The organism is Collinsella sp. CLA-ER-H7 (assembly GCF_040092345.1).
Classification (GTDB): domain Bacteria; phylum Actinomycetota; class Coriobacteriia; order Coriobacteriales; family Coriobacteriaceae; genus Collinsella.
The window spans coordinates 1-12,874 of record NZ_JBBNLT010000022.1 but is presented as its reverse complement, the minus strand read 5'-3'; the positions used below and the strand labels follow the sequence as shown (position 1 = coordinate 12,874).

The 12,874-nt window shown below is 50.9% G+C and carries 12 protein-coding genes and 1 pseudogene; all 13 read left to right on the top strand.

Annotated elements, in window-relative coordinates; translation table 11 throughout:
• Positions 1–220: pseudogene (locus tag AAAX75_RS09890) on the top strand (hypothetical protein); the annotation flags it as partial.
• Positions 217–1,329 carry a glycosyltransferase gene (locus AAAX75_RS09885; protein ID WP_349092052.1) on the top strand — a complete coding sequence of 371 codons (1,113 nt, stop codon included), beginning with the start codon at positions 217–219 and terminating at the stop codon, positions 1,327–1,329. The pseudogene AAAX75_RS09890 and the gene AAAX75_RS09885, both read left to right, overlap by 4 nt.
• A gap of 1 nt (position 1,330) precedes the next feature.
• Positions 1,331–2,464 (top strand): UDP-N-acetylglucosamine 2-epimerase (non-hydrolyzing), encoded by a 1,134-nt coding sequence (gene wecB / locus AAAX75_RS09880; RefSeq protein WP_349092050.1) that lies wholly within the window; start codon positions 1,331–1,333, stop codon positions 2,462–2,464.
• Positions 2,461–3,798: a glycoside hydrolase family 99-like domain-containing protein gene (locus AAAX75_RS09875; protein ID WP_161116196.1), complete on the top strand. Its 1,338-nt coding sequence runs from the start codon at positions 2,461–2,463 to the stop codon at positions 3,796–3,798. The genes wecB and AAAX75_RS09875 overlap by 4 nt, the downstream gene beginning before the upstream one ends.
• Positions 3,795–5,150 (top strand): glycosyltransferase family 4 protein, encoded by a 1,356-nt coding sequence (locus AAAX75_RS09870; RefSeq protein ID WP_161116195.1) that lies wholly within the window; start codon positions 3,795–3,797, stop codon positions 5,148–5,150. The genes AAAX75_RS09875 and AAAX75_RS09870 overlap by 4 nt, the downstream gene beginning before the upstream one ends.
• Positions 5,147–6,433, top strand: a complete 1,287-nt coding sequence (locus tag AAAX75_RS09865; protein WP_349092049.1) for a hypothetical protein — start codon at positions 5,147–5,149, stop codon at positions 6,431–6,433. Before AAAX75_RS09870 ends, AAAX75_RS09865 begins: the two co-directional genes overlap by 4 nt.
• A gap of 8 nt (positions 6,434–6,441) precedes the next feature.
• On the top strand, positions 6,442–6,954 hold the full coding sequence (locus AAAX75_RS09860) for a hypothetical protein (protein WP_349092048.1): 513 nt from the start codon (positions 6,442–6,444) through the stop codon (positions 6,952–6,954).
• Positions 6,921–7,520 carry a polysaccharide pyruvyl transferase family protein gene (locus AAAX75_RS09855; protein ID WP_349092053.1) on the top strand — a complete coding sequence of 200 codons (600 nt, stop codon included), beginning with the start codon at positions 6,921–6,923 and terminating at the stop codon, positions 7,518–7,520. The genes AAAX75_RS09860 and AAAX75_RS09855 overlap by 34 nt, the downstream gene beginning before the upstream one ends.
• On the top strand, positions 7,513–9,018 hold the full coding sequence (locus AAAX75_RS09850; protein ID WP_161116192.1) for an oligosaccharide flippase family protein: 1,506 nt from the start codon (positions 7,513–7,515) through the stop codon (positions 9,016–9,018). Before AAAX75_RS09855 ends, AAAX75_RS09850 begins: the two co-directional genes overlap by 8 nt.
• A gap of 9 nt (positions 9,019–9,027) precedes the next feature.
• Complete coding sequence (locus AAAX75_RS09845; RefSeq protein ID WP_349092047.1) at positions 9,028–10,242, top strand: Coenzyme F420 hydrogenase/dehydrogenase, beta subunit C-terminal domain; 1,215 nt, start codon at positions 9,028–9,030, stop codon at positions 10,240–10,242.
• Between the two features lie 282 nt (positions 10,243–10,524).
• Positions 10,525–11,121: a hypothetical protein gene (locus tag AAAX75_RS09840; protein WP_349092046.1), complete on the top strand. Its 597-nt coding sequence runs from the start codon at positions 10,525–10,527 to the stop codon at positions 11,119–11,121.
• Complete coding sequence (locus AAAX75_RS09835) at positions 11,118–11,720, top strand: hypothetical protein (protein ID WP_349092045.1); 603 nt, start codon at positions 11,118–11,120, stop codon at positions 11,718–11,720. Before AAAX75_RS09840 ends, AAAX75_RS09835 begins: the two co-directional genes overlap by 4 nt.
• A gap of 2 nt (positions 11,721–11,722) precedes the next feature.
• Positions 11,723–12,208 (top strand): hypothetical protein, encoded by a 486-nt coding sequence (locus AAAX75_RS09830; RefSeq protein WP_349092044.1) that lies wholly within the window; start codon positions 11,723–11,725, stop codon positions 12,206–12,208.
• The last annotated feature ends 666 nt before the right edge of the window (positions 12,209–12,874 follow it).

Genomic DNA, 12,874 nt, shown 5'->3' with positions numbered 1-12,874 from the left:
CGTCTTCGAGGCCGCCAACGGCAACGGGGACAGGGTCGTGCCGGTATCGACCGCCGACTACTACGCGAGCGCCGAGGGCCCCGTCGCCCCGCGCCCGGTCCACTCCGCGCTCGACCTGTCCAAGCTCCAGTCGGTCGGCTTCCACATGCCCGACTGGGAGGATGAGCTCGAAGAATACCTGTTTGGCTCTTCTGAAAAAGCAAATATGGAGCAGCTGTGAAAGTACTGATGCAGACCCGCCAAAACGTTTTTGATCTAGCGGGCGGTGACACGACACAACTTGTAAAGACGAAGGAGGCCCTTGAATCAAAGGGTATTGATGTCGACCTGTCCTTGGACTTGCGACCCGATGTTTCTGGATACGATGTGGTCCACTTGTTCAACCTCACGCGGGTCCAGGAAACTTTCATCCAGTCGAAAAACGCCAAGGAGGCCGGAAAGCCTGTCGTGCTCTCCACGATTTACTGGCCGACTGACAGCTTCGAAAAAAGCGCAGCAAACGGCCTGAGAGGTTTTTTGGGAAAACATCTTAGCGTCGATGGAATGGAGCGCCTCAAGGCCTTCGGAAAGTACGTCTTGCGCGGGGAGCGCAGCGAGGGTGCACGCTACCTTATGACACATAGCTTCCAAAAGATGCAGCTCGAGATATTGGACAACTGCGATGTGTTCCTGCCGAATGCAAAGACCGAGATGGACCAGATAGCGGCTCATCTCGGTTTTCGCACCGACAACTATGTGGTCGTCCCCAACGCCGTCGACGTCGCGAGCATTAAGGCCGCAAAAGAGGTTGAATCAACAGGATACGAGCGATTCAGTGGATGGATTGTTTGCATCGGCCGCATCGACATTCGCAAGAACCAGCTCAACCTAATCAAGGCGGTGGAGGGGTCGGATTACAAGGTCGTCTTTGTGGGAAAGAAGTCTCCCGGGCATATCGAGTATGCGAACAAGGTTGTGTCGGAGATAGAAGCCAATCCGAACATGGAATGGATCGAGCAAATTCCCAACGAAGACATCTACAAGCTGTGCCGCGAGTGCCGTGTGAGCGTGTTGCCTAGTTGGTTCGAGACGCCGGGCCTCGTGAGTCTGGAGGCAGCCGCTATGGGGTGCAATATCGTGGTATCTCCCAAAGGAACGACGCGGGATTATTTCGGTGACAGCGCGTTTTATTGCGATGTCAGCAGCCCTTCCTCCATCAGGGCTGCGCTGGATGAGGCTTACGCCGTCAATTACGACGAGGATTTCGGCCGAAAGGTAATTACGGAATACACGTGGGAGAAGGCTGCTGAGAAAACTCTCGACGGCTATCAACTTGCTTTGAAAGGCTGATATGAAAAAAGTTATGCTCGTCTTCGGCACTCGCCCGGAGGCCATTAAGATGTGCCCGCTCGTGAACGAGCTGAGGGCGCGCCCCGACGAGTTCGACACGGTTGTGACGGTCACCGGTCAGCACCGTGAGATGCTGGACCAGGTGCTTCGCGTGTTCGACGTCAAACCCGCCTACGACCTGGCCGTCATGAAGCCGGGACAGACTCTGTTCGACGTTACGTGCGACGTACTGCTCAAGCTCAAGGCGGTCCTCGAGGACGAGAAGCCCGATGTCGTGCTCGTACACGGCGATACCACGACCAGCTTCGCCGCTACGCTCGCGTGCTTCTACCTGCAGATCCCTGTGGGCCACGTTGAGGCGGGCCTGCGCACGCACGACATCTTCAGCCCCTGGCCGGAGGAGTTCAACCGTCAGGCGGTCGACATCGTGAGCGAGTACTATTTCGCCCCCACTGAGGCCAGCAAGAAGAACCTTCTGGACGAGGGCAAGCCGGAGTCGAAGATCTGGGTCACCGGCAACACGGAAATCGACGCCCTTCGCACCACCGTTCGCGATGGCTATACCCACCCCGAGCTCGAGTGGGCGGAGGGCTCTCGCCTCATCCTCATCACGGCGCACCGTCGCGAGAACCTGGGCGAGCCCATGCACCGCATGTTTCGCGCCATCCGCCGCGTGATGGAGGAGCACCCCGACACCAAGGCGATCTACCCCATCCACATGAACCCGCTCGTCCGCAAGGCGGCGCACGAGGAGCTTGACGGCTTCGAACGGCTGCATATCATCGACCCGCTCGAGGTTCTCGACTTCCACAACTTCATGGCCGTCAGCCACATCATCCTCACCGACTCGGGCGGCATCCAGGAGGAGGCCCCGAGCCTGGGCAAGCCCGTGCTCGTCATGCGCGACACCACCGAGCGTCCCGAGGGCGTGGCAGCAGGCACGCTGAAGCTCGTCGGCACCGAGGAGGAGGCCATCTACCGCGAGTTCAGTAGGCTTCTTTGCGACGACGAAGAGTACGTCGCCATGTCCCGCGCCTCCAATCCCTACGGCGACGGACATGCGAGCGAGCGGATCGCGGAAGCTTTGGGTCGTTCTTCTCTCGAGGCTGGAATACGTGATGGTGAATGTCGATGAATCTTTTTAATTGCGGACAAATCAACGAGAAGCTTAAAGGTTTGTTTTGGAAACTCCCGTTGAGCGCTGAATTTAAAGAAAACCTCAGAGTCAGGCGTTATGAGCGTATTCTCGAACGCGAAGCGGCAGCCGATGCGGGCTCCTTGCGTATTGTGGCTGATAATGACCTTTTGAGCTCTTACGCCGAGCATGTCCTAGAAAGTTATGATGCGCGTGCCGAGGGCTACGTCGGCTATCGAAGGCATGATGAGGCTAAGTCGGACGTGCTGTTGGTGGCATATTATTTGACGCAATTCCACCCCAATGCTCAAAATGACTCCTGGTGGGGACGAGGAACCACTGAGTGGAACAATGTTTGCAAGGCCGTCCCTCAGTTCACGGGGCATTATCAGCCAAGGAAGCCCGGCGAGCTCGGCTATTACGATTTGCGCTTGAAATGCAATATGCAAAGGCAGATTGAGCTTGCGAAGAATTATGGCGTAGGAGCTTTCTGTTTTTACTACTACTGGTTCGATGGTGGTCAGAGACTTCTCGAAGGACCTTTAGATATGTTTCTGGATGACTCAAACCTTGACATGCCTTTCTTTTATTGCTGGGCGAATGAAAACTGGACAAAGCGATTCAGCGGTACGAGCAACGATGTCTTGATGGAGATCACCCAGAGTTCCGAGAACTACACCGCCTTCATGAGGGATGTTGTCCATGATTTCAGCGATGAGCGATATCTCCGAATAGACGGCAAGCCCGTCCTATCCGTGTATCGCCCATCGCTTATTCGAGATCCGGAGCATGTGATTTCTGAGTGGCGCCGCATTTGTAAGGACGAATGCGGCTCAGAACCCTATCTTATTGCCGTGCAAGAGCGTGATACCAACATTGATTGGTCGGCAGTTGGCTTTGATGCCGAGAGCGAGTTCCAACCCAAGCAGGTGCAGCACAACTGTCGCAACATAACCAAACAGGTGCGTCCGTTGCGCGAAGATTTCGGCGGCACCGTCTACGACTATGCGGATTTGGTCGAGAATAAGCGATATGCGACTTGGAGCCGCGATAAGAAGGTCTATCCCGCCGTTATGCCCATGTGGGACAACACGGCCCGAAGGAATCACAGAGGAACGATTTTTCACGGGAGCACGCCTGAGCTATATGGACGATGGCTTGCGGACACGATTGACGAGGTGCGCCGTAGGCGCGACTTAGACAAGAAGATGGTCTTTCTAAACGCTTGGAACGAGTGGGGAGAAGGTGCCTACCTGGAACCTGATTCACTGTGGGGGTATGCATATCTTGATGCGACATTGCGGGCCATCATGCAGGATGGGCCGAACGAATGAAAAAGAAGAAACTGTTCATTGCCATAACGCTTTCGAACTATCTTATTGACCGTACGGGTACGCCGAAGGTCGTTATGAGTCATCAGGTTGCTGCCAATGACGCTGGCATCAAGTATGTTGCCTTATTTCCCATTGGCGGTTCTTCTAAATTTGCAAAGAGGCTTTTCAGCAACTCATTCGGTGTGATATGCGATGGTAAGTTCGCAGGAGTTTTCAGCCTTGAAGCTTTCTTGGCTAGGGTAGGACGTTTGCTCGATGGCGAGTATGAACTGGGATGCATTTACATCCATCACTTCATGGGATGGAACCTTGAATCGATTGCTGGCATAGTATCTTCGTATCCTAAGGTCCAGCTGGTCGTATATGCGCATGACTACTACCTGTGCTGCACAAACTATAATTTGATACAGGATGGTACTCAATTATGCGGATCTGCTAGATTGGGCGACGCACAATGCGCGGGATGTGCCTATTACGCTGACAGCAGTATTCGTGAAGATTGCATCTGGAGGCTTCTGCACAACGAGCTTCATCGCATAGTATTTGCTTGCCCTTCAAGCGTTGTCGAAAGAATGGTGCAATCTTTCCATCCGGAAGCAAAGGGGCATTGCACGGTAATTCCACATCAAAGATACGTCGGGATTTATCTTGACAACAAGGAGATGCTTCCTCCCAATCATGCGATCAAAGTTGCATATCTTGGGAAACAACAGTCTATAAAAGGCTGGGACTGTTGGTGTCGCCTTGTTGACGCGTTTCGTGGCCAGGGAAAATATGAATTCGTTGTGTTCAACAACGAGACGAAGCCTTTACCTAGCGGAATGAGACGGGTCTTCGTCGAATTTTCACCAGGAAAACCCAATGCTATGATTGACGAGCTGCGACGCGAGAATGTGGATGCTGCTTTACTTTGGTCTCAATGCCTAGAGACGTATTCGTACACCTGCATGGAGGCATATGCCTCAAATGCTTTTATCATCACTTGTCCATCAAGCGGTAACATAGCTGAGTTTGTGAGTATGACGCATTGCGGCCAGGTTCTTTCTTCGGAGCAGGAGCTGTGTCAGCTGCTCGACGAGCCTGATAAGTTGCTGGAGTTGTTGAACGGGTTCCGCGCTAATCACGATGGGGGTGCGATGGCCCTCGCGACCAATGACGCATTCATTGCTTTGGCGAAACCGAGCAGGCCGACTGCGCAAAATGCCGTCGAAAATGAGAGGCAATGCCGAACCAACAGATTCCGGCTAGACAATTGCTTCTCTTTGCCGCTGCGTATTTTCTATTCATGTCGGGAGCGAAAAAAAATCGAGGCTGCAAATTCACGGAAACGAAAACAAGAGTTCGCCATATGAGTATTCTTGAGAAAAAAACAGGGTCGGGGATAGATGCACTGATAATCAGTCTGATTATGGCTAAGGTTTTTCTGCTTGAATACCTTGGTATGGCCGGAATCGTAAATAACGTTATCTTTCTTCTCATTGGAGTTCGCCTTATCTTCAGTGGCTGGAAGATTCCGAAGAAGCTGCTTTTCCTCGTCTGCCTAATTACGATGCTCCTTGTTTTGAGTTACTCTGCTGGGAGCATAGTTCCCGGTAAGACCTCATACAACCTTAAAGCCATACAGACCTTCTTTTTCTATGCGCTCTTCATCGTGATGCTGAAGACCAACGGGTCAGATTTGCTGGATTTCGGCAAGCAGCGATGGATTGTTTTCTTTAACGTTGTCTATGCCGTCAACTGTATAGTTATCCTAATTCAGGTCTATTACCCATATTCTCTTATGGCGGCCGCCCCCATGACGGGCCAAATTCCCTTCTATGAAGACCTGATTTCAGGTCTTTTCATGTATGCTTCGACCCATGCCGTTGCGTTGTTCTCGTGCTTCGTTTTGCTCATTGATTTGAACAGCATACGGGATGGAAGCGGGGAGTTGCGAATCCCCGTCGTTTGTTGCGCGGCGGCGGTTCTTGCTAGCTCACTTGGTATTGCCGCCTTGAACGACAACAAGGCTTTGTTCGCCTTGATGCCCATCGTTCTTCTACTTTTCTATGCCGAAGGTTTGTCATCGATCAATTTCATGAGAATCGCCAAGGGCCTGATGTTTCTTGCTGTCCTGCTGGGAATTGTCTTCTTGCTGTACATATGCAATTCATCGTTCGCAAACTTTTTTGATGACAATGTCCTGTCGTTATTTGACCTTGTGGAAAGCTCTAGTTCGATAGGAACCGATGCGGTGGGCAGTGGAGAAAGAATTGCAATAATCGGTTATGCCTTAAATTTGGCGTCAAGCTGGCTTTTTGGTATCGGTTTGGGCGCAGCAACATTCCACGAGGGCGCCTTCTGCGGGTTTACTCATTTCGGCCAAGCTGATTTTGGATCGCTGGTCATCCTTCTGGGCGTTTGGTTCCTTATTGCCCTGTTTGCTTTCTATGTCTTCTGCGTGTCTTGCGGGTGTCGGGGGCGCAGACCATACGTTCTTTATCTTTCCCTTGTTGCGCTTGCGACAACTGCGACAATCTACACTCAGTGTTTTACGAGGGCAAATAATGCCTTGCTGTTCTTGCTTATAGGGCTTGCGCTCGTCGAAAGGTGGAAGTCCATTGCTCAGAGTACGTCGGCCCTTTCTAAGGAGTGACTGGTAATATGAAGGTCGGAATTGTTACTTTTACCTTTGGGGACAATTATGGTCAGCGTCTGCAGAATTATGCTGTTCAGGAGCTGCTTCAAAGAAGGGGAGCGGATGCGAGCACGATTCGCCAAAGCGAGCCACGTTGCAGCTTAAAGCACCAGGTTAAAGTTTTTCTTGTCGATAGCTTCGCTGGTAAGAGGGGGGCCAAACGAGCGAGGCATTCAGCGTTTCTTCGATTCGATGAGGAACATATTAAATATGAGCCGAATTATTCTTTGCCGGATTTCCCGCCGAGAAAATCCGATGGTTTCGACGCTTTTGTAGCGGGAAGCGATCAGATTTGGTCCCCTTACATTCCTGATAGCAATGGTGCTATGTTTCTATGCTTTGCCGAAAGTGTCAAGAAAGTGTCTCTCTCGGCTAGCATTTCTGCACCTGAGCTGCCCATGGAGAAAAAAACGCATACAGGGAAAGACTCGCTGCGTTTGATTTCATATCGGTTAGGGAGAAGAACGCCGCAAGATTGATTAAGGAATGCGCTGGGTTGGACGCGGAGGTTTTGATCGATCCAACCCTTATGCTTGACGCTGCAGATTGGGATAAACTCGCCGAAGCGCCTGCGGTTTTACTTCCTAGGCGCTATGCCCTGAAGTACTTTCTCGGTAGTGATTCTCCCAAGGTTGCGATGTTCGACGAATATTGCAAACGAGCGGGATTGGAGGTCGTAGATCTTCTGGGGGATCCTCGGTTCTTTGCCTGTGGACCTTCTGAGTTCATCTACCTCATAAGGAACTCCTCGCTTGTTGCTACTGATTCTTACCACGGAAGCATCTTTACGCTCCTATATCGTAAGCCGCTTCTGATGTTCGAACGCGCAGGTTCGCAATTCGACATGAGCGATCGGTTCGATACCTTGGCTGAGAAGCTTGGCCTAGGCAATTGGCGTGAAGCAAATTGGAATTACCTCGAAAGCGGGGAGCCAAAATCCTTTGATGTTGAGGATAAGCTTCGAATTGAACGCGCAAAATTCGATTCTTTCCTTAATCGATCCCTGTTCAGCAAATCGAGAAAAGAAATTGTCTATCATGGTTAGCCAACGTAAGACCGGTGCGATACTCGGCTATGCAAACATCATAGTCAAGAACCTGGTCAACCTCGTCTATACGCCCATGCTGCTGGCATTCGTGGGCCAGGCTGACTACGGCGTATACCAGACGTCCAACTCGTTCGTATTCTCGCTTACACTTCTAACCTTCGGCTTTTCCGAGGCCTACATCCGCTTCTATACGCAGGAACGAGCGAAGGGTAGCGAGGGCGACATTCGCAGGCTCAACGGCATGTATCTCATGCTTTACATTGCGGTCTGTGTTGTGGCCCTTTCGCTGGGCCTACTCTTTTCTGCTAATGTTGGGACATTTTTCTCAGATAGTTTCACAGACAACCAGGTGGGACTCGCGGGTAAACTCATGGTGATAATGTCGTTCAACGTCGCCGTGACGCTTTTTTCAACCGTTTTCGATGCGTACATTCTTGCCCATGAACAGTTCAAGTTTCAACAGTCGAGGCAGATGTTCACATCTTTGGCGACTCCTGGCGTGGCTTTCGTGCTGCTCAATCTTGGGATGGGGGCGGCGGGCGTTGCGACGGCGCAGCTTGCAGTTTCATTGACACTGTTGGTTCTGAACGCCAGGTTCGCAGTCTTAAAGCTTGGCATGAGATTTGATGTTTTCCACTTTGACGGGTCTCTCTTCCTCTCGATTGCCGCGTTCAGCGCGTGGATATTTGGTAATCAGATTTGTGAACTGGTTAACCAGAGTGTTCCAAATATGTTACTTGGCGCTCTTACGAGTGCCGTCACCGTATCAGTGTTTGCAATTTCAATTCAAGTTCGTAGCGTCTTCGTTTCCCTTTCAACGGTGATGTCGAATGTCTTTGTTCCAATGATCAATCGTATCGTAGCCACAAGCGATGACAACACTAAACTCACCCGACTCATGACGCGCGTGGGTCGCTACCAGATGTTCCTATTCTGCTGGGTGTACTGTGGATTCGTCCTTCTCGGGCGCTTCTTCATTGCCAAGTGGGCGGGCGAGGGCTTCATGGACGCCTACTGGCTTATCTGCGCCATGGCGCTGCCACTGGGAATTCCCCTGTGTCAGAACACAGGAATCGAGATTCAGCGCGCCAAGAACAAGCACAAGGCTCGCTCCGTCGTTTATCTCTGCATGGCGGGCATCAACGTTGTGTTCACTTGGGCTATGTCACCTGTTCTGGGTTATTGGGCTCCGGCCATCGCCTACATTCTGAGCATTTCGTTGGGCAACGGCCTCTTTATGAACTGGTATTACCAGAAGAGGATTGGGCTCGATATGGTTTTCTACTGGCGCCGCAACCTTCCCGTGCTGTTGGTCTCCGCTTGCGTCCTCGCAGCATGCCTGCTGGGATCAGCCTTCGTGCCCGTCACTGGATGGGCGTTGTTCCTCTGCTGGGGTGCTGTCTACACCGTCCTGTTCATGGCCGCTATGTGGGCGTTCGTACTCGATGCCGACGAGAAGAACATGCTCGCTGCTCGCCTGCCGTTCCTTCGTTAGGAGTTCGCTGTGTCTTATGACGAGATGAAGATATCCAAGCTCGGCGAAGCCTGTTGTGGCTGTGGTGCATGTGCCGCGAAGTGCCCCAAGTCGTGCATCTCCATGCAGGAGGATAAGTTTGGCTTCCTACATCCCGTTATCGATGCAGGCGCCTGTCTGGGGTGCCATGCGTGCGATTCGGTATGTCCCGCGCTTGGCGGGGGCAAGTGCGACGAAGCTCTCGGGATCCGCTGGGCCAAGGGCAAGTCCAGTGAGCTGTTGGAGGCTTCCTCCAGTGGCGGCATCTTTGGCCTCCTAGCAGAAAGTGTGATCGCGGGCGGCGGTGTTGTCTGCGGAGCCGCCTGGGCCGACGGTTGCCGCCACGTCGAGCATGTGCTGGTCGAGGATGCTGCCTCTCTCGATTGCGTCATGCGATCCAAGTACGTCCAGAGCCGCATCGGCAGGGGGGTCTACGTTGGGATTCGCGATGCAATCCGCTCGGGTCGCCGTGTCCTCTTCGCCGGCACGGCATGTCAGATCGCGGGCCTCAAGCGCTATCTGGGAAAGATGGGGGAGAGCAGCCTGCTCCTGACCGTCGACGTCATCTGCCACGGTGTCCCGGCGCCGCGCCTCTGGTCGGAGTGGATTGACTACAAGAATTCGCTCCGCGGATCGAACGTGTGTGACGTTAATATGCGGAGAAAGACAACCGGATGGTTGTCTTTCTCCGCTATGTACGAGTACATAGCGGAGAAAGACCCATCTCCTAATTGTGAATCCACCATTTTCAATCAGGACTGGTACATGAAAGCGTTTCTGGCCAATGCGTCGCTGAGGCCCTCTTGTTTCATGTGCCCTGCCAAGAGAAGTTGCGGCTCCGATATTACCCTCGGCGACTTCTGGGGTTTCCAGGGTATCCATCCTGAGGTCGACTACTCTAAGGGTGTCTCTGCGGTTATCTGTAATACCGATAAGGGTATCGCAGCTTTTCAAGGAATTGCGAACTCCATTGACTGTGGCGATGCGACCATCGAGCAGGTTCTTGCTGGCAATCCTAGCCTGGTCAAATCGGTTGCCCCGTATGCGAAGTGCGATGAGTTTATGGCAGATCTTGCTTCAAGGATGGGTATCGAGGGACTGATGGCTAAGTACGACTTCAAGTCGTCTCTTAAGCAGCGCGTCCGCGGCAAACTGGGAGCGATCAAACGCAAGGTGCTCAAGGTTGCTCGCGAGGGCATTCGCTAGCGGCATGCGACGGGCAGCTGCAAGCGGTGCGAGAGCCCGCCGTTGCGTGCGAGGTTTGTATATGTCGTTCCACGTGGATCTACTCAGCAGCCGGCGCGTGGTTCGTGACGCTAGTCGCAATTTTTTTGAACTGACAGGGTGGCGTTGTGGCTATAAGAAAGGTAAATGATGAATCGACGCTCGTCCGGAGATCGCTCTATAGATTATTTAAATTCGGTAAGTTTTACCTTATTTGGAATAAATCTGCCTAGATGAATAACTGAATTCTGGTAACAATTCTGATTGAACAAGTTGATTAGCAGTATTATTAATAAAGTGAACGGCTTTCGGCAAAGCCATCAGTTTATTTTTGAATTTAGCATTGCCTTCATCTGGAATCTTGTCGGAATTCTACTTCCCACTATTGCCTGCGGTATATTACTTGCAATTTCCGGATTACAGTCTTTCTACGAGTATTTTATGAGCGATCTGAGTAAAGCGGCCTTTAGTTTTTCTTCTGCGTCACTTCTCTGTGTTGAGTTGATTCATGGCAATTGTTCAAAAATTCATTCAGGTATTAAATGGGGCGTTGGAATTATCCTCCTCATGCTTTCGCTTTTGTTGTCTTGTGGTCTGGCGGTCAATCAGATGCTGTTTGAGTCGCACTTCTTTGATGTACAGACAAGCTTGTCTCCTTATATTAATTCATCGGTTGCATTAGCCGTTTCAGCTTATTTAGCAGCCATGTCTTTCACTAGCAGTAACGCGGGCTCTGGGCCTGATGAATATAGGGAAAATGAAACAAGCAATGATGGGTACATAATTACTGCTGATGATTTGGAAATGATAATACGAGATGCATTGAGTCTCGGCCGTAGCGAGAATGGCGATGAAGAGTGAGCGCCCTAGAGTTCTTAATTTCATTACTGTCGAGCCTGTGTGCGCTGTTGTCAGTGTTTGCGGCCTATAAGGTTATGCATCCGGCGCCTAAACTCTGGTCAAATGGAAAGGCTCTTCCACATTCAAAAGACTGCTATCTTTCCAGCGAGGATCGTGATATCTCTTCCGATTCAGATGTCGTTAAAACGGTTGGTATTATCCGTGATTCTGTTTCGTTGCTGAACAAGGGTCTTACCAACTCTAGTGAATCCGTCAAGTGGTATTTGCCATTATTAGACAACGAGTTCAAAACCGCTCTAATCAGTACGCTTTCCAAGTGCTTAAACATGCCTGGAAACGAACTATCGAAGCGGATTATCGAAACACTTTATGCAAGCACCTCTGTTTTTTTACGCGCAGCAAAACAGCTCGATCTAACAAATGACGTACAGATCACCATCGCTGAATACGCCAAAATCTGCTCCATTGCTAAATGCAGAATCGAACTTTGCGAGGCATGCGAAAAATCCGGTACTACAGTAAGCAATGTAAACACATATAAAGACGATAGCGATTTAGCTAATAAGCAAATCAGCAACAAGAGTATTTTAGTGGGGTAAATATGAATGAAAATGCGATTCAGGACACAGCATTAAGGAACCTGCTGACACATAATTTGGAATCTGACGATATGAAGAAGTTTATCGACTCTTTGAATGTGTCCAAAGACGATGACTCCGCTATACAAGAGCTAAAAAAATCCTATGAGGCGTATATTTCTAACGAATCGCTATCGGCAGGGGATGTTGTTTCTTGGAAGGCTGGTATGCGAAATCGTACGCTGCCAAACTACAGACAGCCTGCCATTGTGATTGAAAAGTTGCAGTACCCGATTTTTGATGAATCGCAAAACGCTGGAAGCCAGTACTTCCATGAGCCCCTTGATTTAAGAGTGGGCTTTTTAGATGACAATAATCAGTTCGTTATCTATTTTTATGATTCTCGTCGATTTGAAAAATACCGCGGCTCTCTTTCTGAACTCGAGCGTTATCTAGCATTGCTGAAAAACAAGGAAACGCATGAGGAACAGAAGAAGACTGACGACTAAGCAGCGTATAAACTTCTATGAATTATTATTTTGCGGCTGATTGAGGCGTTGCTATCACCAAAGAGGGGATTTCGACTATTCCAAACAAACTAAGACACTAGAATATAGATGAAGCGTCCGCAAAGCCGCGCGGGCGATATGTCGGCTGCTTAATCTAAGCTAGGTCGAATTAGCTCTGCAAGAATGATTAAGCCAAGCGCCTTTCCCGAAGTAGAACGGCAAGTTTTGCTTAGATTGGAAGACTAAGCACTGGGCCTAAAGCCGGACGTCAGAGATACCACCTCCAGCAAACAAATCGCAGAGCAAGGGCTGCGGATAGTGAGGGAGCTGGGAATAGAGATCCCAGCTCCCTCACGTTCTAGCCCAAGTTTCAAATCAAAGAACCATGACTGCTAAAGATGGACAGCAGCGCTAATTGCAGCAATAAAAACAGGGGCGGACATTCGGGTAGATGTCTTTTGCCGAACGAAGCGCTGTTAGCGCCGGGCGATTTTAGCCGTAATTGGTCAAATAATTTTGACCAATTACGATCGCCGAATATGGCCACCGTGCCTCCCCGCCGCCACTACGCTGGTGGTGCCAACACGCCGGCGTTAGGAGGACCATTGAGGTGAACGAGAGACACGATGACCTACAGGAGATTATAGACGCGGCGCTCCGGGAGAT